Genomic DNA, 22595 nt, shown 5'->3' on the forward strand with positions numbered 1-22595 from the left:
TCACGAGCGTCGTCCCTGTGACGCCGCCCGGCGCTTGTCCCGCTCGGCATCGGCCAGCGCTGCCTCCGCCTCGGTGGGGGCGGTCCCGCCGAGGTGGCGTGGCTGCCACCACTGGCCCGTACCGTCCGTGGGGTAGCTTGTCTGGAGTTCGTCGACCTGTTCCTGCAGGGTCGTACGCAGGGCGGATGTCGCGGCCGCAATGTCATCGCCGGGGGAGACAACGATCGGTTTCCCCACCAGAAAATTCACCCGCACCCCGAACCGCTCGCGGAAGCCGACTTTGTGGTTCTTCGTCAGGAGTCGCTGCCCGCCCCACACCGCGACGGGGATGATCGGCACGCCCGCTTCGGCGGCGAGGCGTGCCGCGCCCGACTTGAGATCACGCACTACAAACGATGAGCTCACGCCCGCTTCGGGAAAAACCCCGATCAATTCACCGCGCTTGAGCGCCGCGACGGCCGCGGCGTACGCGTCCGCACCCGCTTTCATGTCCACGGGGATGTGTTTCATGCCACGAAGCATTGCGCCGACTACCGGCTTCTTGAACACGCTCTGCTTGGCCATAAAGCGAATTCGCCGCCGATTGTGCCGCCAGGTGACCCACTCCACCAGGGCGAACTCGAGGTATCCGAAGTGGGTCATTGCGAGAACGGCGCCCCCGGTCGCTGGAATGTTGCCAAGGCCGGTCACTCGACGCCGTAGCCGCCAGAAGCGGAACAGCCCGAGTCCGGCGAAGATCGCTGCGGAGTAAGCGGGCTCGTGCGGGCGCTGCGAGGAGGGCTCAGGTCGGGTCACACGCCCATAGTATGACCGCATGCTGCGGGTTTCCGGTAGGTCCACCGCCTCCGCGGCTGAGGGTTAGCGCCAGAGCCGTGCGCTCGCGATTTCCGCGCCCCTCGCGAGCGAGTCAAGTTTTGCTACGGCGATCTGGGGGTGGATGCGGCCCCCGAGACCACAGTCGGTCGAGGCGATGACGTTTTCGCGCCCGACAACCGAGGCGAATCGCTCAATGCGCTCGGCGACCAGTTCCGGATGCTCGACCACGTTCGTCGCATGCCCCACAATGCCGGGCAGGATGAGCTTGCCCTCGGGCAGCGCGGTGTCTTCCCAGACCCGCCACTCGTGCTCGTGGCGTGCGTTTGCCGCCTCAAAGGAATAGGCGCCGGCGTTGATTTCCAGCATCAGATCGACGATGTTCTTGAGTTCGATGTCGGTGGTGTGCGGTCCGTGCCAGCTGCCCCAACACAGGTGGAAGCGGATCTGGTCTTCTGGCAGGTCCCGCAACGCGTAGTTCAGCGCCTCCACCCGAATGCGGGTAAAGGCCCGGTAGTCGTCGACGGAGGGTTCGGGGGAGATCTGGTCCCAGTTCTCCGCGATCGAGGGGTCGTCGATTTGCAACACCAGGCCGGCGTCGATGATCGCCCGGTACTCCTCGCGCAAGACATCCGCCCACGCCCAGATGTGCTCTTCCTCGGTTGCGTAGTACTTGTTGGAGATCCGCGATCCACTGCCGGGGGACAGGGCGGTGATGAAGCCTTCGGTGCGTCCAGCGGCCGCCAAAGCGGTCTTCAGGTTGGCGATGTCGCTGGCGATGGCCTCCTGGCCGACGTAACGGAGCGGACCGGTCGTGGACGGAAATGCCGTGGCGACTTTGCCGGTGGAGATGCCGCTCGTCGGGTCGGTGTACGCGTCGTGGAATTTCACCCAGTCCCGGCGGTCGGGAAAACTCGTCAGGCGCACGTGGCCAGGTTCGCTGCGCACAACGGGCGACGAGAAGATGTCTTCGCCCGTGAGCGAGAGTCCGGCGACGCGCTGGAACGAGTATGACCACCACGCGCCGTAGTCGACGGCACTGGACATCGCCTTGCCGTACTCGCCATCACCGGGCACGCTGATTCCGATCGCGGCCTGGCGCGCCACCAGATCGTTGACCGCGTCGGCGAGCAGTCTTTCGAACTCGGGCGTTCGCAACAGGGTGAAACCGTCTTCTGCGAAGGTGCGCGCCTCATTGGCTGCGATCAGTTCCGGAGTGCGGGGAAGGCTGCCAGCATGAGTGGTCTGGATCCGGTCACTGCTGTCTTTCATTGGGGCCTCGTTTCGTCATGGTGTTCTGGCGTCGGTAATCAGGCGTCAGTGCTCAGGCGTCGTTCGACAGAATTTCAGCGGTGCCGTGACAGGCGCGAGGCTTCGCGTGGCCGCTTCTGTGTCATCGTGCCACCACGGTCGGTCTTGGTCGAGTTGTCTGGACACTCGGTGACGTTATGTGACGTGCTGCCACGCACATCCGCGTCGGGTTCGACAGTTAGACCTGGCCGAACGGGGGTCGCAGAAGCGCATAACGGGAGTCGCCGAAGCGCATAACTGGGGTCGAGGCAACTCCCGGGTCGTCCTTAGTCCGTTCATAGGAAGCGGGTGTGTTCTTGAAGGAGTAGCAAGCCCGACACCCGCAGGAGAATCCCATGGACCAGAACAACACCCCAACCGAACCCGACGCTACTCCGGCAGACTCCTCCGCTGCAGCGTCTGATGCCGCGAGGATCGCGGCAGTCGCCGACGCCGAGGCCGCCAATGCGGTTCGGGCCGCAGAGGCCGCGATGGCTCGAGCCGTGTCCGCCCGGGCGGCCCTTGCGCAGGCCGACGCGGCACGCGCCGCAGCAGTGAATGCGGCTTCCGCCCAGACAGCCGCAGCTGAGGCGGCCGCGGCCCACGCCGCTGTCGTTCGCGCGTCGCTCACTGGCGCTGAGACACCTGCCGCCGCACAGACCGACGTCGTCGGCGCCGCATCCACGCCGCAGCCGGCCCCGGTTGTTGGCGTCACGCCAGCGCCTCCCGCCCCAGACGCGATGACCACGCAAAAGGTCTTCTATAACTCCAGCCCCTACGCTGCCCCTCAGGCTGGCGCTGGCGTGCCCCCGGCGGCGCCAACGAACGCAAAGCCCTCTGCGTTCCGCAGACACTCCGTAGGGCTTCTGGTCGGTGGCGCAGCCGCCATTGCGATCGGGCTCGGTGGTGGTGGCTATGCCCTCGGGACAGCGATCACTGCCTCCAACGCCTCGACGTCGAGCGCAATCACAACCCCGGACACCACGTCGCCAGACACCACGACGCCAGACACCACGACGCCCAACACCACGACCCCCGACACCACACCGGACACCGGCGAGTACCTCCCGACCATGCCGTTCGGCGGCAGCGGACGCAATCCGTCCCTCGGCCAGGGAACAACCGGAACCGACTCCTCGACCGATGCCACCGCCGCGACTGCGGAGCAGACCGAGGGTGTTGTCACCATCGTGTCCACCCTGTACTACGACGAGGCAACGCGAGCAGCCGGTACCGGCGTCATCCTGACATCCAACGGCCAGATCCTGACCAACAACCACGTCATTGAGGGAGCGACCTCCATCGCGGTGACGGTCGAGTCCACCGGCGAGACCTACACCGCGACCGTGGTGGGCACCGACTCCACCAACGACATCGCCCTGCTGCAACTCGACGACGCCTCGGGACTCGACGTTGTATCGACGGATGATTCAGAGCTCAGCATCGGCGATGACGCGACCTCCGTCGGCAATGCCGAGGGCACCGGTGACCTTGTTGCCGCTGCGGGTACCATCACCGCGCTGAACGAGTCGATCACCGTGGGTAACGAGTACACCGGCGCAGAAGAATCGTTGAGTGGCCTGATCGAGATCGACGCCGACGTTGTCTCCGGAGATTCGGGTGGACCCCTGGTCGACGCGGATGGTGAGGTTGTCGGCATTGTGACCGCCGCATCATCCGGCTCGACAAACATCACCGGGTACGCCATTCCCATCGAGACCGCTCTGGACATCGTGAGCCAGATCGAGTCCGGTGAAGAAACCGCCACCGTCCAGATCGGCCTGCCCGCGTTCCTCGGAGTGCAGTTGGCGACAACGCAGCAGTCAGCCGGGGTGGCCGTTGGTGGCGTCATCACCGGCACGCCGGCCGAGACCGCCGGGCTCGCCGCGGGGGATGTCATCACCGCTGTCGATGGAACCGCCGTCTCCACCGCGGACGCTCTGAGCGACCTGATCGCCGGCCACGACGCGGGCGACTCCGTCATCGTCAGCTACACCGACGCTTCGGGCGCCGCGCAGCAGACCACGGTCACGCTGACTGAGGGCCCGGCGGCGTAACCGCCGGCACGGGGCATCCGCTTCACCGCCCCCGCCCAGCCTCACCCTGCACAGCCTGCACGGCTCTGTTCGCACGGCCCGTCCCCGCACAGCCCCTCATTCCCCTCGTCCGGGGTGAGGGGCTGTGTCTTTGGGGCCTAAAGGCCCTGTGTGCCACGTTCTGGTGCCGGTAACTTCGGAGAATAACTTCACACAAGCCACACTTCGGCGCCGCATTGTCTCTAGCGAGCGGTCGCGCGGGAGTGGAGGGATGCTCGCCGGGCTGTTGCGGCTGGTGGGGCATTCACGGGTGGCGCCGTATCCGGTCGTGCACGGGTGTGTGACACGACGTCAAGGCGGATGCGGTGCCACCCCTTTTTAGTTTCTGCTAGGATTTCAAGGTTGCCGTCCAACGGCCGCGGATAAAGAGAGCTCGTCCACTCGGACCGGGCGCCGCGCAATGAGAAGAAAGGGGATCCCATCTATGGCACTCGAAGCTACCGTCAAGAAGGCGATCATCGACGAATACGCTACCCACCCAGGTGACACCGGATCTCCTGAGGTCCAGATTGCGATGATGACTCAGCGCATCAAGGATCTCACCGAGCACCTCAAAGAGCACAAGCACGACCACCACTCGCGTCGTGGCCTGCTTCTGCTGGTTGGACAGCGTCGCCGTCTTCTTGGCTACCTGCAGAACGTCGACATCAGCCGTTACCGTACCCTCATCGGGCGTCTCGGACTGCGTCGCTAGTTCGCAGCTAGTTTCAAACTAGTTTCACTAGTGCGAACAAGCCGCCGTCCCTCGGGATGGCGGCTTGTTTCGTTAACCCGGCGTCGCGAGCCGGGGCTTCGCGCACAGAGGGCCGTGAGTCGCAGAGGGCCGTGGGTCAGCGACTGACCTTCGTCGCACGAGGCAGGGTGAGCAGGGTCGTGACACTGACGGCAATCAGCAGGATTCCGCCGACCAGAACGAACGTTGCGATGCCAAACGCGGGCAGCACGAAGGTGATCACGCCGGCGATGATGGCGACGATTCCGCTGATGACACCGAGTACCCGGCGCGGGCCGGTGCGGCGAACGCCAGACATGATGTCGATCACGCCCTCCGCAATCCAGCCGATTCCGATCACGTACGCGAGCACGATCAGGGTGCCGAACGGGTTCGAGAGGCACAGCACTCCGGCCACGATGATCAGGAGTCCCATGATCGCGGTGAACCAGCGCATGCCGTTGCTCACGTGATCCGCGACGAACGCGGCGGTAATACGAAAGATTCCGGACGCAATCAGGTAGCTGCCGAAGACGATCGCGATAGTAACGGCGGTCGCTCCGGGGAAGAAGACGGCGATGAGTCCCAGGATGAGCCCGATGATCGCCACCGCGATCATCTCGCCACGGTGGATTCTGAGCATTCCCGTGGGCAGGCCGGGGAGCAGGGTTGAACCGCCGGTGGGGGGAGTGGTCATGGTGCTCCTTCATTAGTCTGGTCATCAACCGTACCGAAGGATCACGCAGTGAGAAATATTTTCGCCAGGCAGCCGGCGTCAAGCGACTACCCCAAGACCGATTCGGGAAGCGGGCAGCTGAAGGACTACGGCTACGACCTGATTCCCCTGAAGAAGGGTGCCGTGATCCAGCTCGCTGGCAGTCAACCGCACAGTGAGGTGCTCGCGGGCTTGGTCAGCAACGACACCGTGCAGGCGTTTGTCGCCGGTCGCACGCCGGAGGAGGAGCGCACCGACGCCCCGATGCCCGTGCGCTTTTTCGTGGACAGCCGGATGACGCCCGTCGTCGGATTTGTGCCGCGCGGACTCGAGCCCGTTGTGCTGGAAGCTCTGGTGCGCCTGGAGAAGGCAGGCAGGTCCACCCGCATTCCCGCAACCGTCGTCAGTACGAAGAATGGGCTGCGGGTGAACCTCCTGATGGGAGCGACGCGCTAACGCTACTGAGCCCCCACTCGAGCCCCTACTCGAGCACGAATGTCACTTCGAGCACGACCTGCCACGACGTGATGGTTCCACCGTCGACCATCACGGTCTGGTCCTTCACCCACGCGCCCTCAATGCCACGGATGGTCTGGTGTGCGCGATCGATACCGACTCTGACCGCGTCGTCGAAACTCGTTTCCGAACGTGCGGTGATTGTGGTGACGCGGGCGACGGATGACATGGGAACTCCTTTGTTCAAAAAATGGGTACCGTCAGCCAACGCGAGCCACCGCCCCCACTCAAGGGCTTGCACATTAAGTCAGATCACGACGTAGGGTCGAAAGATGAGTGAGAACAATTCAAACGAATCTGCCCCAACAGAGACCTACTCGGCGAAGCTGGTCGGCGCCGACTCCACCGAGACGATCGAGTTGCCCCTGATCAGTGGGCTGCCGCAAAAGAGCATCGTCCGCGCCTCCACGGAGGGAGGCACGGATGGTGTCGACGACCAGGTATGGGAGCTGGACCCCGATAGCGACAGCTTCGAGTACCGCCCCGCCGGGATTCCCGGAGCGGACTACTCCTAGTCGCCGCAGAACACCGCGCTGTCTCGATGCGACAATGAGCGTATGAGTGCGCCCGCAACATCCTCCATTGTCACGGTCTTGATAGTTGTCGCTGCGATCCTGATCGCGTGGTTCCTCGTGAACTTCGTTCTCAGCGCGGTGTTCTTCCTGGTGAAGGTTGTGGTGGTCCTCGTGGTCGCCGCGATCGTATATGTGGGGTTGCGGATGCTGCTGTCGAGCCGCGACAGGGCCTGACGAGCACTCCTGCGACCTGACTCCGATCGCCCGGAGGTCCTGCGGGAATAGATCGACCGGAAGCGTCGTTAGCCCTGATGTTCATGCAGACGCATAGAAATGAGGACACCATGCAGTTCGGAATATTCACGGTGGGCGACGTCACGCCGGATCCCACCACGAACTCGACGCCGAGTGAATTCGACCGCATCAAGGCCATCCTGACCATTGGTCAAAAGGCAGAGGAAGTCGGTCTCGACGTCTTCGCGCTCGGCGAACATCACAACCCGCCTTTTGTTCCTTCGTCGCCCACCACGATGCTCGGATACCTGGCAGCCAAGACCGAGCGGATCATCCTCTCCACGGCCACAACGCTCATCACAACAAACGACCCGGTGAAAATCGCCGAGGACTACGCGATGCTGCAGCACGTTGCCGATGGCCGCGTCGACCTCATGATGGGGCGCGGCAACACCGGCCCGGTCTACCCGTGGTTCGGCAAGGACATCCGCGAGGGCATTCCTCTGGCCATCGAGAACTACGCGCTCCTGCACCGCCTCTGGCGCGAGGAGTTCGTCAACTGGCAGGGCAAGTTCCGTACCCCGCTGCAGGGCTTCCAGTCCACGCCCCGCCCGCTCGACGGCGTCGCACCCTTTGTCTGGCACGGCAGCATCCGCTCTCCCGAGATCGCCGAGCAGGCCGCGTACTACGGAGACGGGTTCTTCGCCAACAACATCTTCTGGCCGAAAGAGCACTACATGAAGCTCATCGGCTACTACCGCCAGCGGTTCGAGCACTATGGCCACGGCACCGCGGAGCAGGCGATCGTCGGGCTCGGCGGCCAGGCCTTTATGGCTAAGAACTCGCAGGACGCCGTCACCCAGTTCCGGCCGTATTTCGACAACGCACCCGTCTACGGACACGGGCCGTCGATGGAAGACTTCACCGAGCAGACCCCGCTGACCGTCGGTAGCCCGCAGCAGGTCATCGACCGCTACGCAGGAATGCGTGAGTCGTTCGGCGACTACCAGCGCCAGTTGTTCCTGATGGACCACGCCGGCCTCCCGCTCAAGACCGTTCTGGAACAGCTCGACATTTTGGGCGAGGAAGTGGTGCCGGTGCTGCGCAAGGAATTCGCGAAGAACCGTCCGGCGAACGTGCCCGACGGCCCTACCCACGCGTCGCTCGTTGCGAAGACCCGGGTGGCCGAAGCTGAGAAGCCGTTCGCGCTCGGTGGAATCTCCGCTAATGTTTCCGTCGACTCCGCTGCCGCGAACCAGTGAGTGCGCGCAGTCTTGTCGTGGTCTCAGCCGGCCTTAGCCAGCCGTCGTCGACCCGACTCCTTGCCGACCGTCTGACGACAGCAACGGTTGAACGGCTGAGCGGCTTCGGTGTGGAGACCTCCGTCGAGGTCGTCGAATTGAGGGATCTGGGGCACGACATCATCAACAACCTCATCACGGGGTTCCCGAGTCCAAAATTGTCTGCAGCGGTTGAATCCCTTACCGCGGCGGACGGCCTCATCGCCGTGACGCCAATCTTCACCGCCAGCTACAGCGGACTGTTCAAATCGTTTTTCGACGTGGTGGACCCCAGTGCCCTTACCGACCTTCCGGTTCTAATCGGGGCCACGGGCGGCACTGAGCGGCACTCGCTCGCTCTGGACTACGCAATGCGCCCCCTGTTCACCTACCTTCACTCCGTCGTCGTCCCGACATCGGTGTACGCCGCGTCGAGCGATTGGGGGACCGGAGCGGATGGCGGAACAGGAGCGCTTCCCGACCGGATGTCCCGTGCCGCCGGAGAACTCGCGGCTCTGGTGCGGGACTCGGAGCGGTCGAGCCGCGTCATTGACCCGTTCGCCCTTCCCGCTGGGTTCAGCCCGGTCGGCGGGTACGGCGCGCAGTAGCACATCAACTGCACCCGTCGCCTCGCCGGGACGGGTGCAGTTGTCAGTCACTGACTCGCACCCCCTAAGCTCGATGCACGATGACTGAACCTCACCACCGCCGCGCCATCTCTCGCGGGCGACGGCTCGGGTCCGTTGACTACGTTTTGCTCAGCATCCCCCTCGCCGGGTTTCTCACCCTCCTGGTGCCCCTTCTGCTATCGCTGTTCTACTACGGTCCGATGGACACCCAGGACGGCGAGTTCACTGTCGCCGACTGCACACGCCTGAGCGACGGCGAGGACGAGGCAAGCTATGCGTGCAGCGGAGAGTTCGTCCCCGCTGACGGATCTGACCCAATCACGCGTATACCGCACCTGTTCAGCGCCGAGGGCAAAATCCTCGAGCCCGGCGACACCGTCGACCTCACTCTGTACGAGAACGACACGCTGGTTCGACAGGGCGAGACTCCGATGGTCTACGAGGCGCTCTATATCGCGGGCGGCTCCTTCGCCTTTGTCGGCGTTTTCATCCTGTGGGCCTACGTGGCCCGCTGGTTCGCTCGTGGCAGAGCTGATCCGAATGCGCCCGAAGCTCCCGCGCCCGGCACTGACCGCGCGTCGGCAGCTGACTTCGGCTCCGCAACCCTCACCGGGCTGCCAGTACAACCCAACGGGTGGGATGCCGAACCTCCGCTCGCACGGCGCGCCAGGGTCGGCACGGTAGGCGTTCTGCTCGCGGTGTCGCTCATCGGCACCGTCATCGGGTTTGGGGCCGCGATCGGTGCCTCAGCTCAGCGCAACGCGACCCCGCACAGCGACGGTGCCGTGACGATCGCAAACTGCACCGTCAACCTCGAGATCGACACCTCGAACCGATTTCCGTTCGTCTCCTGCGAGGGGCGGTTTGCCGAGGACGAGAATGCGGACAACAACTACGGGGTGTCGGAGCGCATCGCCTTCGAGCCGGAGCAGCACAAGGTTTACGAGCCGGGCGAGTCTGTTCCCGTCACGGTCTACCAAGACGGTGAGGTACGCGACAGTACCGGCCTTGACCCGCGGGCCGTGCCCGGAATCATTTGGGGCATCACGCTGGCTGGTGTGTCGTTTCTGCTCGGGGGAGTGTTATGGCTCAGCCGGTCCGCAACGCGCCAGAAGGCCGATTACTAGGCCCTCCCGGGCCACCCTGTTAGGATTGCGGGGGTTGCCGAACGGCACACCAATAATTGAATACTGAGCGCTGCAGATTATCAGCGCAATTGGAGCAGGCCGGCCAGACGCTGGTCATCGGTGGTGGATTCCTGAACGAGGTGTTCAGTGGTTTTCTACTGTTGACCAGACATGCGCCCCACTCTTGGGTCTCACGCGCGTACACCCTTCGGACGAGTTCCGGAACGAGGGTGTCATCGAACCCGCTCCTGCTCCTTGACGAGTCGCGACCCATTCGGGGTTGCGACGTAAAACAAAGGAGAAACCCCCCTATGGAGGGTCCAGAAATCAAGTTCGCCGAAGCCGTTATCGATAACGGAAAATTCGGCACGCGTACGGTACGGTTCGAGACCGGCCGCCTCGCGCAGCAGGCACAGGGTGCCGTTGCTGCATATCTCGACGAAGACACCATGATCCTGTCCGCAACGTCTGCGGGCAAGCACCCTCGTGAAGGCTTCGACTTCTTCCCCCTGACGGTCGACGTCGAAGAGCGTTCGTACGCCGCCGGCAAGATCCCCGGATCGTTCTTCCGTCGCGAGGGTCGCCCCTCCACCGAGGCAATCCTGGTCTGCCGTCTCATCGACCGCCCGTTGCGCCCGACCTTCGTTGAGGGCCTGCGCAACGAGGTACAGATCGTCATCACGGTTCTGAGCATCGCCCCGGACGAGTTCTACGACGCGCTGGCCATCAACGCGGCATCCGCTTCAACCCAGATTTCTGGCCTGCCGTTCTACGGACCGGTCGCCGGCATCCGTCTCGCCCTCATCGGCGACCAGTGGGTTGCATTCCCGAAGTACAGCCAGCTCGAAGAGGCCGTCTTCGACCTCACCGTCGCCGGCCGCCTCGTCACCGATGCCCAGGGCAACGAAGACGTCGCGATCATGATGGTCGAAGCAGAAGCCACCGAAGGCGCCTGGGACCTCATCAAGGCCGGCGCCACGAAGCCCGACGAGACCGTTGTCGCCCAGGGCCTCGAGGCCTCCAAGCCCTTCCTCAAGCAGCTCATCAAGGCCCAGCTTGAGCTGGCCGCGCAGTCCGCCAAGGAAATCGCCAACTACCCGGTGTTCCCGCCGTACGAGCAGGCCACCTACGACGTTGTCGCCGGATTCGCCTACGACGAGCTCAAGGCGATCTACCAGATCGCTGACAAGACCGAGCGCCAGGACGCGGATGACGCGCTCAAGGACCGTGCGAAGACTCACGTCGCAGCACAGGTGGAGAACGGAACGCTCGACGCGTCCGCACTCGGCCAGGTTTCTGCCGCCTACAAGTCACTCACGAAGACGATCGTTCGCGGTCGCATCCTCAGCGAGGGTGTGCGTATCGACGGCCGTGGCCTCAGCGACATCCGTGCGCTCGACGCCGAGGTGCAGGTCATCCCGCGCGTTCACGGCTCCGCGATCTTCCAGCGCGGCGAGACCCAGATTTTGGGTGTCACCACGCTGAACATGCTCAAGATGGAGCAGCAGATCGACTCGCTCGCCCCGGTCACCAAGAAGCGCTACCTGCACCACTACAACTTCCCGCCCTACTCCACCGGCGAGACCGGTCGCGTGGGTAGCCCGAAGCGTCGCGAGATCGGGCACGGCTTCCTTGCCGAGCGCGCTCTGGTTCCGGTTCTGCCGCCCCGCGAGGAGTTCCCCTACGCGATCCGCCAGGTGTCTGAGGCTCTCAGCTCCAACGGTTCGACGTCGATGGGCTCCGTCTGTGCTTCGACCCTGTCGCTGCTGAACGCCGGTGTGCCGCTGCGTGCACCCGTTGCCGGTATCGCCATGGGCCTCGTTTCCGACGAGGTAGACGGCCAGACCCGCTACGCGGCGCTGACCGACATCCTGGGTGCAGAAGACGCGCTCGGCGACATGGACTTCAAGGTTGCCGGTACGAGCGAATTCATCACCGCAATCCAGCTCGACACCAAGCTTGCCGGGCTCCCGTCCTCCGTTCTGGATGGCGCGCTCAAGCAGGCGAAGGAGGCTCGCACCACGATCCTCGCCGTGCTGAACGCTGCAATCGACGTCCCAGACGAGATGGCCCCGACCGCGCCCCGCGTGATCTCGGTGCAGATTCCGATTGACAAGATCGGTGAGCTGATCGGCCCGAAGGGCAAGACGATCAACCAGATCCAGGATGACACCGGAGCCGACATCTCGATCGAGGACGACGGAACCGTGTACATCGGCGCCGTTGATGGTCCTTCGGCCGAGGCTGCGCGTGCCGCGGTCAACGCGATCGCCAACCCGCTCAACCCCGAGGTGGGCGAGCGCTTCCTGGGAACGGTCGTCAAGATCGCCACCTTCGGTGCGTTCGTCTCGCTCACCCCGGGCAAGGACGGTCTGCTGCACATCTCCGAGGTGCGTAAGCTTGCCGGTGGCAAGCGCGTCGAAAACGTCGAAGACGTTCTCGGTGTTGGCCAGAAGATTCAGGTCGAGATCACCAAGATCGACGACCGCGGAAAGCTGTCTCTTGCTCCAGTCCTGGAGGAGAACGCCGGTGGAGACACCGACGAGGCAGCAGCTGAGGCTCCGGTTTCGACCGAGGCTTAAGCCCGCTGACAAGTTTGGGTGTGAGCCCAGCTAGATCTGCCGGGGGCCGCTCGCCAGCGCCCCGGTAAGACGGGAAAGCCCGTTCCACTTGTGGAACGGGCTTTTTTGCGCCCCGCGCGCGCTTCTCGGCGCGCGCTGACCGGTACTCGCTAACCGGCGCGCAGTGACCGGTGCGCACTACCTAGTGCGCGCCACTTAGTGCGCACTACCCGGTGCGCGCCACCCAGTGCGAAGAAAAGCAACATGACGGCCGCCATCACCAGACGTACGTGAGGCTCACTCACGTGCCCTGATCTGTTTTTACCTCCGGGCTGAGGTGTCGCGTTTCGTCTGCTCGTAAACCTGAGGTGTCGCGTTTCGTCTGCTCGGTTATCTGAGGTGTCAGGATCGGTCGATACGCCACAGATGAGGTGCCCCAATTCGTCGAATGCCAACGCTGAGGTGCCACGATTCGTCGTAACGTCTCAACGAGTTGCGACGAATTCAGACCCGTCAGCCCGGTCGCGGCTCTTGGGCGTGAAGTGTCACGATTTGTTGACCAGACCAGACCAGACCAGACCAGACCAGACCCACGAGCATCGCGAGGCCGCCAAGAGTGGTGACCAGGTATTGCGACGCGCCGCGCGTCTGGGACACGGCTGCGGTGGTCCCGGGCGCGGCGCGTCTACGACTGCGTGCTGTGTTGCTGCAGGGCAGTCACCACCGTTCTGTTGGAGCACGTCATGCACGCGCCGTTCGTTCCGACACCCCGTGTGCGTGTGGGCGTTGAGTGAGCGTGGAGCACGAAGGTTTCGCGGCTTTTTCGAAGACAACGAGCGCGCCTTCGTCAGAAAGCACCTCGTCGATCAGCAGTATGGCAAACGTCGCGAGGATGAGAATGTTGCTGCGTGCAGATGCCGTGGCGTGGCTCGCTGCTGTGCATGTGCTCAGCTGGTCGCCCCACCGGTTGAGCCAGCGATGCTCCGATTCATGGGTGGTCGACGGTGAGGTCGGTGTCCGCGACGTCATCCGCGTTTCTGCCACGCCTCGGCCCGTCAGCGGGGTGAATCTGACCAGTTCATAACGATTCGCGCGTCGGTGGACGAAAGTGATGCCCCCGGCCTTATTGTCGTGGTCAACACGGGTTGTCGTGGTCAGCACGGGGCTGTTTTCGAAGAGTGGCAACGTGTCGGAGTCGGGAGGAACGAATGACGCAGCTGCTCGTGGAGTCGGCGTCCAGCGGGCCAGCTGAACCGCGAATGCGGCGCATCGGCGTGTCGGACCTGCGCGTGTTCCCGCTGGCCATGAGCGGTAACGTTTTCGGCTGGACCGCGGGGTCAGAGACTACGGAATCGATCCTCGACGCCTACGCGGCTGCAGGCGGCAACTTCATAGACACGGCCGACTCCTACGCGGCCGGGCGCAGTGAAATCATGATCGGCAACTGGATGCGCGACCGGAGAAATCGCGCGGAGATGGTTGTTGCGACCAAGATCGGCAAAAACGCCGACAACCTCGGACTGCGGGCGCGCACCATCACGCGTGCGGTCAACGCGTCTCTCGAACGGCTGCAGACATCCCACATCGATCTTCTGTATTTACACATTGACGACGCTGATGTCGCCTTCGACGAGACCCTACTCGCCGTGGACGAGCTCATCCGTGTGGGCAAGGTGCGGTATTTCGGGGGATCGGACCACACGGGCAACCGGCTGATCGAAGCACGGATCGCCTCAGCCCTGATCGGCGTGGCCCCGATGGTGGCGCTGCAAAACCAGTATCACCTGCTGCATCGCACCGAGTACGAGGGGGACCTCGCTCACGTTGTGGATCGCCAGGGCCTCGGGTTCATGCCGCGGTTCGCCCTCGCGAGCGGATTCCTCACCGGAAAGTACCGCACGCGCGCAGACCTAGCCCTCAGCAGTCGAGGTCACGAGGCAAGCAGATACCTGTCGCGGCGGGGCCTGCGCGTACTTGCGGCTCTCGATACGGTAGCGGCAGCGCACGGCACGAGCGTGGCGACCATCGCGCTGGCCTGGTTGCTTACCAAACCGCGCGTTGTGGCGCCGGTGGCGTCGGCCAGTCGACCGGAGCAGGTTGCAGAACTCGTCGCCTCTGCGACGGTGCGGCTCAGCCGGCAGCAGGTGACCGAGCTCGACCGCGTCAGTGCGCGCTGAACTGAACTGAGCCGAACTGCGCTGCGCTGAACTGCGCCGCGCTGAACTGCGCCGCGCTGAGCCGAACTGCGCTTAGGCCGTGTGCTCCACCTTCGCTGCGGTGGCGTCGAGGACGACCCGTTCAGCGACGCGCGCGAACGCGGCAGAAGCCGCGATCGGATCACCCGCGTAGGCTCCGGACATTGCGCCGTCGCGGGCGAGCATCAGCTCATCGGCCGCATCGCCCGGCATCGGATGGCCGAGGTTCTGCAGCAGCCCGGCGAGAAACCCGGTGTACCAGTCGCGGTGGCGGGAGATGACGCCCCGCACCGGGTCGAGTTCGTCAGGAAATTCCGATGCCGCGTTGATGAACGGGCAACCCCGAAATGTCGGGGAGGCGATGTCCGCGAGGATCGCCGACACGAGCGCGTTGAGGGTCTGCTCCGCGTCGCGCGTGGTGTGGACGAGCTCGTCGAGGTGCTCGCGGGTGCGGACGTGCTGCGCGGTGATGTAGTCAAGGATCAGGCGGTCTTTCGACCCGAAGTGCTTGTAGAACGTGGCCTTGGTCACGGCGGATTCGCCAATCAGCCTGTCTACCCCCACGGCGTGAATGCCGACCCGGTAGAACAGCTCCGTCGCCGTCTCCAGAATGCGCACCTTAGCCGCCGCCGGTCGCGGCATTTCCAGGGTTGTGGTGATCGCAGTCACGTTAGGACTCCTCGCGAAGTGCGGCTATTGGCTTGTCGCCGTGATGTGGCCCGGGTCAGGTGCGGGCACCGCCGAGCTCGGGCGGATTATTGACGATAACACAAAGGAGGACAGACAGACCGGTCTGTCTGTCCTCCTTTTTAGCCCCAGTTCGGGGGCGGTCGTATTTACGCCGGTCCGGCCGCGTCGTGGCAGAGGGTCAGCGTGATGACGTAGGCTCCAACCGTGATCAACGGCGCCGTGTCCCTGCCCCTCGACCTCCCGGAACTCAGCTTCACGGCCTCGGGTAATGCGCTGGTGAGGCGCACGGTTCTGCCCAGCGGAGTGCGAGTCCTGAGCGAGAACGTTCCCGGCGCACGCAGCTCGACCGTCGGCTTCTGGGTCGCCGTGGGATCCCGGGACGAGCTGCCCGACACCTACGGTTCCACACACTTCCTCGAGCACCTCCTGTTCAAGGGCACGGCCAGCCGGAGCGCCCTCGATATCGCGGTCAGTTTCGACTCCGTCGGCGGCGAGCACAATGCCATGACGGCCAAGGAATACACCTGCTACTACGCGAAGGTGCAGGACAGGGACCTCGCGATGGCGGTCGACGTCATCGCGGACATGCTGGCCTCGTCGACATTGGACCCCGATGAGTTCGAGACCGAGCGCGGCGTGATCCTCGAAGAACTCGCCATGGCCGATGATGATCCAGCGGATGTCACGGGGGAGCGTTTCTTCGAAGCGGTGCTCGGTGACCACCCGCTCGGTCGGCCCATCGGTGGCAACGCCGAAACAATCGGGGCGGTCACCAGGCAAGCAGTCTGGAACCACTACCGGGCCAACTATCGAGCCCAGGATCTCGTCATCACGGTTGCGGGCGCGGTGGACCACGAAGCCCTCGTCGGCTGGGTCCAGGCTGCGCTGGTGCGCGCCGACTGGGACCTCGACGTCGCGGCGGAGCCGGTAGCCCGCCGCGCGGCGACGGGAGGGCTGGTGCAGCGCGGGAGCGCGCTGTCGGTGGTGCAGCGTCCCATCGAGCAGGCCAACGTCCTGCTCGGTGTTGCCGGCCTCGCCGCGACCGACCCGCGACGCGCGACGCTCACGGTTCTCAACTCGATCCTCGGCGGCGGAATGTCGAGCCGATTGTTCCAGGAGATTCGGGAGAAACGTGGTCTCGCCTACTCCGTGTACTCCTTCAGTCCGAGTTATTCCGACGCTGGCCTCTTCGGCATCTACGCGGGATGCTCGCCGAGCAAGGCGGGTCAGGTCGCCGATCTGATGCACCGGGAGTTCCGGCGCATCGGAACGGATGGTGTGACCAGCGAAGAGATGCAGCGGGCCGCTGGCCAGCTGAGCGGGACATCCGCCCTCGCCCTGGAAGACTCAGACACCCGCATGTCCCGGCTCGGCAGAAGCGAGATCACCCTCGGTGAATTTGCCGACCTGGATGAGTCGCTTCGGCGCATCGCCCGCGTCACCCCGGAAGACGTGCGCGAACTGGCGGAGGAGCTGTTCAGTCGCCCGCTGTCCATCGCCGCGGTGGGCACGATCGACGAAGACGCTTTTACGGGGTTGGCAGAGTCGCCCACCCTCGCTCGTTAGACAAGTCAAGAATTGCAGGTACGTCCATGAGCCACTTCCTCTACCTCGTGCGCCACGGCGAGCAGCAGGACGCCGAGTACGGCCTTCCCGATGGCCCGCTCTCTGAGCGTGGAAAGCGGCAGGCACGGGCCATTGCCGAGCGCCTGGGTGGGATCCCGTTCACGGGAGCGTGGCACTCGCCGCTCACCCGGGCGTCGGAGACCGCCAGGATCATGACGGAGCGGATGCCGGCGCTCGAGTCTCACCCGAGCACGCTCCTGATCGACTGCATCCCGAGCGGGCCGACCCCGGATATGCCTCACGCGTTCGTGCCCTTCTTCGGATCGGTCACGCCCGAGCAGATCGAGGCGGGCGAGGCGCAGATGACGGATGCCGCGAACGAGTGGTTTGTGCCCTCGCGGGAAGACCGTCACGACCTCCTGATAACGCACAACTTTGTAATTGCGTGGTTTGTGCGTGAAACCTTTGGCGCGGCTGCCTGGCGGTGGATGGGTGTGAACCAGGCGAACTGTGGGCTGACCATCATCCGGGTGCGCTCATCAAAGCCGTCGGTGCTGATCACGCACAACGACCTCGGCCATCTCCCCGCTGAGCTGCGCACGGGCCTCCCGGTCAACCAGCCCTACTAGGCACCGCACCATCAACACGAACCTGGTGTTCAGCCGAGCAGCTTGCCGAGCCAGGTGGTCGCGTTGGGGTTGCTGTTGTATGGCTCGATCTCGGTGAATCCGCTCGAGCGGTACAGGCCGCCGGCGGCTTCCAGGCTCGCATTGGTGTCGAGGACGAGCTCGGTCGCTCCTAATGCGCGGGCGCTGCGTTCGAGTTCCGCGAGCAGGGCCCGCCCGAGCCCCAGGCCGCGGGTGTGCGGTTGCAGCCACAGGTGCTTCACTTCGTAACGCACCCGTGCGCCTGCGGCATTGGCCGGGTCGTCGAGCTTGCGGATCCCGCCGCAGCCGACGTCCGATGCGTCTCCCGCGAGATCCTCTCCCTCGACCACGAGGAAAACACCGCGGGGCGGCACAAACTCGCGCGCGTCGGGCAACGTCGTCTTATAGGTGCCCTGATCGCCCGGGAACGACAGCGTGCGAGCGGAGAAGTACTCGGCCAGGAGCGCCTGCGCCGAATCGTCCAGAACCGAGACCTCACGAAAACTCACCATGGTTCCAGCCTACGGCGGCGCCGACGCGGGCCGGCAAGCCTTGGTAGATTGAGCGGATGACAACAAAGGTCGCGGTGGTCGGCGCTACCGGCACAATGGGCAGGCTCGCTTCACAGATCATCGATGCGGCCGATGACCTCGAACTCGTGGCACAGATTGGCTCCAAGGGCGAGCTGTCGCAAATGCTGGGGGCGGATGTCGCGCTCGATGTCACTCTGCCTGCGGTGAGTCCGGGCGTGGTGGAGTACGCGCTGTCGCAGGGGATCAACGTTGTGGTCGGCACCTCGGGATGGTCCAACCAACGGATCACCACGCTTGAGCGTTCCATCCGCGACAATCCCGACGCCGGGGTTCTCATCATTCCCAATTTCTCCATGGGCTCCGTTCTGGCAACCTCATTCGCCGCGTTGGCGGCCCGGTTCTTTGACTCGATCGAGATCATCGAAGCGCACCACCTCGGAAAGTCGGATTCCCCCTCCGGGACGGCAGTGCGCACCGCGGAACTCATCGGTGTGGCGCGCGCCGAGCTCGGCCCGGTGATCGCACCCCACGCCGACCAGCGAGCGCGCGGTCAGCAGGTGTCGAGTGTGCCAATCCACAGCCTGCGCATGCAGGGCGTGGTCGCCAAGCAGGATGTCATCTTCGGCGGCACCGGTGAGGTGCTCACGATCAGCCACGACACCCTCGCACCGAGCGCCTATGAGTCGGGGATCCTGCTGGCGCTGCGCGCGGCGCGGGATGCTCGCGGTGTTGTTGTGGGCCTCGACAAGCTGCTCGACCTGGGGAGCCACGCGGAATGAAAAACCGTGTCGCCGCCATCACGATGGCGGCACTGCTGCTGCTGTACCTGGTGCTGGTGATGCGCTACGCGTTCGTGCTCATCACGACCGATGTTCCGGCGGCCCGCGCGATGGGGTTTGCCCTCGCGGTGCTTCCGGTCGTGGGATTCTGGGCGCTCTACGCTGAAATCGCGTTTGTTTTGCGGGGGGAGAGCATGGTCAGGGCCCTGGCCGCGCTCGGTGAGCTACCGGTCGACGACCTTCCCCGGCTGCCCAGCGGGCGAATCGATCCGAAGGAAGCCGACAAGCAGTTTCCGGCGTTCCAGGCGGAAGTCGAGGCCGCGCCAGCGGACTGGAAGGCCTGGACCCGCCTCGGCCTCGCCTACGACGCCAGTGGCGACCGCAAACGGGCACGCTGGGCGACGCGTCAGGCGATCAGGCTGAGGCGGGGCAAACCGTTGTCTCCCCGCTCGGCCTGACCGCGATCAGCGTTTGGCGAGCATCTCGTCGATTGCGGATTCCACCGTCGTGTGACGGAACCGGAAACCATCTGCGAGCAGACGCTCGGGCAGGGCCTTCTGGCTTGCCAGCAGCAGGTCCAGTCCGGCGGAGCCGAGGGCGGTGGTGATGACTTTCTCCGGCACGGCCAGCACGTGCGGCCGGTGCATCGCGTGAGCGAGGTACCGCGTGATCCGGTCGGCCGTGACGGGCGTGGGTCCGACGAGGTTCACTGCACCGCTGAGTGAGCTGGTGAGCAGGTGACGGATGGCGGCCGCCTCGTCGTACAGGCTGATCCAGGGCCAGTGCTGTCCGCCGCCGCCCATGCGGGCTCCCAACCCGAACCGGGTGAGGGGGAGCAGGGGAGTGAAGGCACCGCCGCGCCCCACCACCAGCCCGGTGCGGAAGGTGACCACCCGGGTGGACTCGGGAGCGACGTGAGCCGCCTCCTCCCACGCCTCCACCACGTCGGCGAGGAAGCCATCGCCCTTGGACGATTCCTCGGTCAGGCGCACACCCGGGCGATCGCCGTAGTAACCGACCGCAGAGCCGTTCAGAAAAATCCTGGGCGGCGTGGACGCCTGCGCCATCGCCTCGGTCAGCGTCTTGGTGGCGTCCACCCGGGACGCGAGAATCTCTTCCCGATACTTCTTTGTCCACGGCAGACGCCCGGTGGGGGCGCCGGAGAGGTTGATGACCGCGTCGACGGACTCCATCAGGGACGGATCCACCATGTGCGAGGACGGGGCCCAGTTGAACTCCGCGTCGGACCGGGGCGAGGCGCGAACCAGTTTCAGGACGGTGTGGCCGTCGTTCTCCAGCTGCCGAACGAGCTCGGTCCCGATGAAACCGGACGCGCCCGAAACCAGTACCCGCAGCGGAGGGTGCACCGTGAGCGGCAGGGGCTCGGCCGGGCGCGTTGATTCAGTCACTACGCGAGACTGGCTTCCAGGGTGATCGGAATGCCGGCGAGAGCCTGCGAGACGGGGCAGTTCGCCTTGGCCTCCTCAGCCAGCTTCTCGAAGTCCTCCTCGCTGATTCCGGGCACCTTCGCGCTGACCAGCAGGTGGCTGCCCTTGATCCCCTCACCGGGGACGAAGGTCACGGCCGAGGTGACCTGGAGGCTTTCCGGGGGAGTGCCGAAGCCTGCCAGCGCCATGGCAAACGCCATCGAGTAGCAGGCCGAGTGCGCTGCCCCAAGTAGCTCTTCCGGGTTGGTCTTGCCCACTTCACCCTCGGCGCGAGCCTGCCACGAGACCGGGAATTCTGCCGCGTCGGACGAGTCGAGCGAGGTGGTCCCTGATCCGCTGGTGAGATCGCCGAACCACAGTGTTGTTGCTTCGCTGGTCAATGCCATGAAATCCTCCTTAGGAAGTCACCAGCCTATTCCGGCGAGCCTGAGAGCGGGGCGCGACGCTCGGAACCCGACATCCCCCTGTCCCCATCCGGCGTGGACAACGGCAGAGGTCAGTGGACTCCACTATCGTGAAGACCGTGCCAGAAGAGATCCAGTTTCGTTCAGATGTAACCGTTGAGCTTGTGCGCGCAAATGCGTCGGATTCCGATGTTCTGTTTGCCGCCCGTGTTTCCACCCAGGGTGAGAAGACCCTCGAGGGCGCACAGGACGCCAACGTGGATGCCGAACGGGGCAAGGGGCTGATCAACTATCTGATGCGCGACCGCCACGGCTCGCCGTTCGAGCACAACTCGATGACCTTCTACGTGCAGGCACCGATTTTCGTGTTTCGTGAGTTCATGCGTCACCGCATCGCGTCCTACAACGAAGAAAGCGGGCGCTATCGCGAGCTGAACCCGACATTTTATGTTCCGGCACCCGAGCGCAATCTCCTGCAGGTGGGCAAGGCAGGCGCCTACGACTTCCTGCCCGGCACCCCCGAGCAGTTCGAGTTGGTCTCTGGGGAGGTTCGCCGTACCTCCACAGAGGCATACTCCTCATATCAGCGGATGCTGGACGCCGGTGTCGCCCGTGAGGTCGCACGTATCGTGCTGCCCCTGAACATCTTCTCGTCGATGTACGTGACGATGAACGCGAGGGCGCTGATGAACTTCCTGAGCCTGCGCACCAAGCGCGAGGGCAGCCACTTTCCGTCCTTCCCGCAGCGCGAGATCGAAATGGTCGCGGAGAAGATGGAAGCGCACTTTGCCGAGTTGATGCCGTACACCTACGAGGCATTCGGCAAAAACGGCCGCGTCGCGCCCTAAGCGGTAATCTGTAAAACGTGTCTACGCCCCAAAATCCCTTCGGCCAGGTTCTCGTTGCTCTTGTGACGCCGTTTACGGCGGACGGCGAGGTGAGCTGGTCCGATGTGGAGAAGCACATCGACGACGTCATCACGGCCGGTGCCGATGGCATCGTGGTCACCGGCACGACGGGCGAGACCAGCACGCTCACCGACCCGGAGAAAATCCGGTTGGTTGAAGTCGGCAAGGCCGTCGCGGGCAACCGCGCCAAGATCATCACCGGCGGTGGCTCGAACGAGACCGCCCACGCGATCGAACTGGCGAAAAAGAGCGAGGCCGCCGGCGCGGACGGCAACATGATCGTCACGCCGTACTACAACAAGCCGACCCAGGCCGGCGTGCTCACCCACTTCCGCATGATCGCCGACGCCACCGACCTGCCGGTGATTCTCTACGACATCCCGGGCCGCACCGGCATCCCGATCAAGTACGAGACGATCCTGCGTGCGTCCAAGCACCCCAACATCCTGGCGGTCAAGGACGCGAAGGGCGATCTCAGCGAGGTCAGCCGGGTCCTGAACCAGACCGACCTGATCTACTTCAGCGGCGATGACGCGAACGTGCTGCCCAGCCTCGCAATCGGTGTCACCGGCCTCATCGGGGTGACGGCGAACATCGCCGCAACGCCGTACCGCCACATGATCGACGCCGTGAACGCCGGCGACCTCCACACCGCGACGGCGGCCCACCGGGCCCTCGAGCCCCTGGTGCGCGCGACGATGACCCACGTTCCCGGAACCGTGGCAGTCAAGTACATCCTGCACGGGCTCGGTCGCATCAAAAGCCCACGGGTGCGCCTGCCGCTGGTCGGCCCAGAAGAGTGGGAAGCCGCGCAGATCGAAGACGAGATCGACCTGGTCAAGGACATCGCCGGCGTCAGCTTTGCCAACTTCCGCCCGGATCGCAACGCCGCCGCTGGTGGTGCACTGCCCAAGGTTGCCGGGACAACCCGCTAGGA

General features: G+C 64.5%; 25 protein-coding genes. 16 read left to right on the forward strand and 9 right to left on the reverse strand.

Features of this window, described 5'->3' with window-relative positions; all coding sequences use genetic code 11:
• Together B0I08_RS05620 and B0I08_RS05625 are read right to left on the reverse strand one after the other, a co-directional pair.
• On the reverse strand, window positions 1-795 hold the full coding sequence (locus tag B0I08_RS05620; protein WP_245884592.1) for a lysophospholipid acyltransferase family protein: 795 nt from the start codon (window positions 793-795) through the stop codon (window positions 1-3).
• A 63-nt stretch (window positions 796-858) separates the two neighbouring features.
• A complete protein-coding gene (locus tag B0I08_RS05625) occupies window positions 859-2085 on the reverse strand; it encodes a cobalamin-independent methionine synthase II family protein (protein ID WP_106210658.1) in 1227 nt (408 codons plus the stop codon).
• A 374-nt stretch (window positions 2086-2459) separates the two neighbouring features.
• On the opposite strand from B0I08_RS05625, the gene B0I08_RS05630 reads away from it, so the two are divergent.
• Window positions 2460-4160, forward strand: coding sequence for a S1C family serine protease (locus tag B0I08_RS05630; RefSeq protein ID WP_245884596.1), 1701 nt, complete (start codon window positions 2460-2462; stop codon window positions 4158-4160).
• Between the two features lie 463 nt (window positions 4161-4623).
• Window positions 4624-4893: a 30S ribosomal protein S15 gene (rpsO, locus tag B0I08_RS05635; protein WP_106210660.1), complete on the forward strand. Its 270-nt coding sequence runs from the start codon at window positions 4624-4626 to the stop codon at window positions 4891-4893.
• Between the two features lie 136 nt (window positions 4894-5029).
• Here rpsO and B0I08_RS05640 read toward each other — a convergent pair whose 3' ends face one another.
• Window positions 5030-5608: an HdeD family acid-resistance protein gene (locus tag B0I08_RS05640; protein WP_106210662.1), complete on the reverse strand. Its 579-nt coding sequence runs from the start codon at window positions 5606-5608 to the stop codon at window positions 5030-5032.
• A gap of 48 nt (window positions 5609-5656) precedes the next feature.
• Here B0I08_RS05640 and B0I08_RS05645 point away from each other — a divergent pair, with 48 nt between their 5' ends.
• Window positions 5657-6082 (forward strand): hypothetical protein, encoded by a 426-nt coding sequence (locus B0I08_RS05645; protein ID WP_106210664.1) that lies wholly within the window; start codon window positions 5657-5659, stop codon window positions 6080-6082.
• 25 nt (window positions 6083-6107) lie between these two features.
• Here the strand turns inward: B0I08_RS05645 and B0I08_RS05650 are convergent, their stop codons facing one another.
• Window positions 6108-6311, reverse strand: a complete 204-nt coding sequence (locus B0I08_RS05650; RefSeq protein ID WP_106210666.1) for a dodecin family protein — start codon at window positions 6309-6311, stop codon at window positions 6108-6110.
• A 103-nt stretch (window positions 6312-6414) separates the two neighbouring features.
• Between B0I08_RS05650 and B0I08_RS05655 the strand changes: the two genes are divergently transcribed.
• The 6 genes from B0I08_RS05655 to B0I08_RS05680 all read left to right on the forward strand — a co-directional run bounded on the left by B0I08_RS05655 (window position 6415) and on the right by B0I08_RS05680 (window position 12509).
• On the forward strand, window positions 6415-6657 hold the full coding sequence (locus tag B0I08_RS05655) for a hypothetical protein (protein ID WP_106210668.1): 243 nt from the start codon (window positions 6415-6417) through the stop codon (window positions 6655-6657).
• A gap of 42 nt (window positions 6658-6699) precedes the next feature.
• A complete protein-coding gene (locus tag B0I08_RS05660; RefSeq protein WP_106210670.1) occupies window positions 6700-6891 on the forward strand; it encodes a hypothetical protein in 192 nt (63 codons plus the stop codon).
• Window positions 6892-7001: 110 nt separating this feature from the next.
• On the forward strand, window positions 7002-8153 hold the full coding sequence (locus tag B0I08_RS05665) for an LLM class flavin-dependent oxidoreductase (RefSeq protein ID WP_106210672.1): 1152 nt from the start codon (window positions 7002-7004) through the stop codon (window positions 8151-8153).
• 17 nt (window positions 8154-8170) lie between these two features.
• The gene (locus B0I08_RS05670) at window positions 8171-8779 is read left to right on the forward strand and encodes an FMN reductase (protein WP_245884600.1); all 609 of its coding nucleotides are present in this window, start codon (window positions 8171-8173) and stop codon (window positions 8777-8779) included.
• 80 nt (window positions 8780-8859) lie between these two features.
• Window positions 8860-9927 carry a hypothetical protein gene (locus tag B0I08_RS05675; RefSeq protein ID WP_146134323.1) on the forward strand — a complete coding sequence of 356 codons (1068 nt, stop codon included), beginning with the start codon at window positions 8860-8862 and terminating at the stop codon, window positions 9925-9927.
• A gap of 311 nt (window positions 9928-10238) precedes the next feature.
• Window positions 10239-12509, forward strand: a complete 2271-nt coding sequence (locus B0I08_RS05680) for a polyribonucleotide nucleotidyltransferase (RefSeq protein WP_106210678.1) — start codon at window positions 10239-10241, stop codon at window positions 12507-12509.
• A 720-nt stretch (window positions 12510-13229) separates the two neighbouring features.
• On the opposite strand, the gene B0I08_RS05685 is transcribed toward B0I08_RS05680, so the two are convergent.
• Window positions 13230-13649, reverse strand: a complete 420-nt coding sequence (locus B0I08_RS05685) for a hypothetical protein (protein WP_106210680.1) — start codon at window positions 13647-13649, stop codon at window positions 13230-13232.
• A 47-nt stretch (window positions 13650-13696) separates the two neighbouring features.
• Between B0I08_RS05685 and B0I08_RS05690 the strand changes: the two genes are divergently transcribed.
• Entirely contained in the window at window positions 13697-14665 is a 969-nt protein-coding gene (locus tag B0I08_RS05690) for an aldo/keto reductase (RefSeq protein ID WP_219905616.1), read from the forward strand.
• Between the two features lie 72 nt (window positions 14666-14737).
• Here B0I08_RS05690 and B0I08_RS05695 read toward each other — a convergent pair whose 3' ends face one another.
• Complete coding sequence (locus B0I08_RS05695; protein ID WP_245884602.1) at window positions 14738-15352, reverse strand: TetR/AcrR family transcriptional regulator; 615 nt, start codon at window positions 15350-15352, stop codon at window positions 14738-14740.
• 228 nt (window positions 15353-15580) lie between these two features.
• Here B0I08_RS05695 and B0I08_RS05700 point away from each other — a divergent pair, with 228 nt between their 5' ends.
• Window positions 15581-16939 carry a M16 family metallopeptidase gene (locus B0I08_RS05700; protein WP_106210861.1) on the forward strand — a complete coding sequence of 453 codons (1359 nt, stop codon included), beginning with the start codon at window positions 15581-15583 and terminating at the stop codon, window positions 16937-16939.
• Window positions 16940-16965: 26 nt separating this feature from the next.
• Window positions 16966-17568 (forward strand): histidine phosphatase family protein, encoded by a 603-nt coding sequence (locus B0I08_RS05705; RefSeq protein ID WP_106210682.1) that lies wholly within the window; start codon window positions 16966-16968, stop codon window positions 17566-17568.
• Window positions 17569-17597: 29 nt separating this feature from the next.
• On the opposite strand, the gene B0I08_RS05710 is transcribed toward B0I08_RS05705, so the two are convergent.
• A complete protein-coding gene (locus tag B0I08_RS05710) occupies window positions 17598-18098 on the reverse strand; it encodes a GNAT family N-acetyltransferase (RefSeq protein WP_106210684.1) in 501 nt (166 codons plus the stop codon).
• A 56-nt stretch (window positions 18099-18154) separates the two neighbouring features.
• On the opposite strand from B0I08_RS05710, the gene dapB reads away from it, so the two are divergent.
• Together dapB and B0I08_RS05720 are read left to right on the forward strand one after the other, a co-directional pair.
• Entirely contained in the window at window positions 18155-18898 is a 744-nt protein-coding gene (dapB, locus tag B0I08_RS05715) for a 4-hydroxy-tetrahydrodipicolinate reductase (RefSeq protein ID WP_106210686.1), read from the forward strand.
• A complete protein-coding gene (locus tag B0I08_RS05720; RefSeq protein WP_106210689.1) occupies window positions 18895-19356 on the forward strand; it encodes a hypothetical protein in 462 nt (153 codons plus the stop codon). Before dapB ends, B0I08_RS05720 begins: the two co-directional genes overlap by 4 nt.
• A gap of 6 nt (window positions 19357-19362) precedes the next feature.
• Here B0I08_RS05720 and B0I08_RS05725 read toward each other — a convergent pair whose 3' ends face one another.
• Both B0I08_RS05725 and B0I08_RS05730 read right to left on the reverse strand, forming a co-directional pair.
• A complete protein-coding gene (locus B0I08_RS05725; RefSeq protein ID WP_106210691.1) occupies window positions 19363-20307 on the reverse strand; it encodes a TIGR01777 family oxidoreductase in 945 nt (314 codons plus the stop codon).
• On the reverse strand, window positions 20307-20732 hold the full coding sequence (locus B0I08_RS05730; RefSeq protein WP_106210693.1) for an OsmC family peroxiredoxin: 426 nt from the start codon (window positions 20730-20732) through the stop codon (window positions 20307-20309). Before B0I08_RS05730 ends, B0I08_RS05725 begins: the two co-directional genes overlap by 1 nt.
• Window positions 20733-20860: 128 nt before the next feature.
• On the opposite strand from B0I08_RS05730, the gene thyX reads away from it, so the two are divergent.
• Both thyX and dapA read left to right on the forward strand, forming a co-directional pair.
• Window positions 20861-21598, forward strand: a complete 738-nt coding sequence (thyX, locus tag B0I08_RS05735) for an FAD-dependent thymidylate synthase (RefSeq protein WP_106210863.1) — start codon at window positions 20861-20863, stop codon at window positions 21596-21598.
• Window positions 21599-21615: 17 nt separating this feature from the next.
• Window positions 21616-22593 carry a 4-hydroxy-tetrahydrodipicolinate synthase gene (gene dapA / locus B0I08_RS05740; RefSeq protein WP_106210694.1) on the forward strand — a complete coding sequence of 326 codons (978 nt, stop codon included), beginning with the start codon at window positions 21616-21618 and terminating at the stop codon, window positions 22591-22593.
• The last annotated feature ends 2 nt before the right edge of the window (window positions 22594-22595 follow it).

It is taken from the genome of Glaciihabitans tibetensis (assembly GCF_003003265.1).
In the GTDB taxonomy this organism is placed as follows: Bacteria; Actinomycetota; Actinomycetes; order Actinomycetales; family Microbacteriaceae; genus Glaciihabitans; species Glaciihabitans tibetensis.

Bases quoted from the DNA above. Each gene is read 5' to 3' on its own strand.
- B0I08_RS05640 (WP_106210662.1), bottom strand. From the start codon at position 5,608: ATGACCACTCCCCCCACCGGCGGTTCAACCCTGCTCCCCGGCCTGCCC.
- B0I08_RS05690 (WP_219905616.1), top strand. From the start codon at position 13,697: ATGACGCAGCTGCTCGTGGAGTCGGCGTCCAGCGGGCCAGCTGAACCG.
- B0I08_RS05675 (WP_146134323.1), top strand. From the start codon at position 8,860: ATGACTGAACCTCACCACCGCCGCGCCATCTCTCGCGGGCGACGGCTC.
- B0I08_RS05625 (WP_106210658.1), bottom strand. From the start codon at position 2,085: ATGAAAGACAGCAGTGACCGGATCCAGACCACTCATGCTGGCAGCCTT.
- B0I08_RS05680 (WP_106210678.1), top strand. From the start codon at position 10,239: ATGGAGGGTCCAGAAATCAAGTTCGCCGAAGCCGTTATCGATAACGGA.
- B0I08_RS05665 (WP_106210672.1), top strand. From the start codon at position 7,002: ATGCAGTTCGGAATATTCACGGTGGGCGACGTCACGCCGGATCCCACC.
- B0I08_RS05630 (WP_245884596.1), top strand. From the start codon at position 2,460: ATGGACCAGAACAACACCCCAACCGAACCCGACGCTACTCCGGCAGAC.
- B0I08_RS05720 (WP_106210689.1), top strand. From the start codon at position 18,895: ATGAAAAACCGTGTCGCCGCCATCACGATGGCGGCACTGCTGCTGCTG.
- B0I08_RS05705 (WP_106210682.1), top strand. From the start codon at position 16,966: ATGAGCCACTTCCTCTACCTCGTGCGCCACGGCGAGCAGCAGGACGCC.
- B0I08_RS05660 (WP_106210670.1), top strand. From the start codon at position 6,700: ATGAGTGCGCCCGCAACATCCTCCATTGTCACGGTCTTGATAGTTGTC.
- B0I08_RS05710 (WP_106210684.1), bottom strand. From the start codon at position 18,098: ATGGTGAGTTTTCGTGAGGTCTCGGTTCTGGACGATTCGGCGCAGGCG.
- dapB (WP_106210686.1), top strand. From the start codon at position 18,155: ATGACAACAAAGGTCGCGGTGGTCGGCGCTACCGGCACAATGGGCAGG.
- B0I08_RS05655 (WP_106210668.1), top strand. From the start codon at position 6,415: ATGAGTGAGAACAATTCAAACGAATCTGCCCCAACAGAGACCTACTCG.
- rpsO (WP_106210660.1), top strand. From the start codon at position 4,624: ATGGCACTCGAAGCTACCGTCAAGAAGGCGATCATCGACGAATACGCT.
- B0I08_RS05650 (WP_106210666.1), bottom strand. From the start codon at position 6,311: ATGTCATCCGTCGCCCGCGTCACCACAATCACCGCACGTTCGGAAACG.
- B0I08_RS05730 (WP_106210693.1), bottom strand. From the start codon at position 20,732: ATGGCATTGACCAGCGAAGCAACAACACTGTGGTTCGGCGATCTCACC.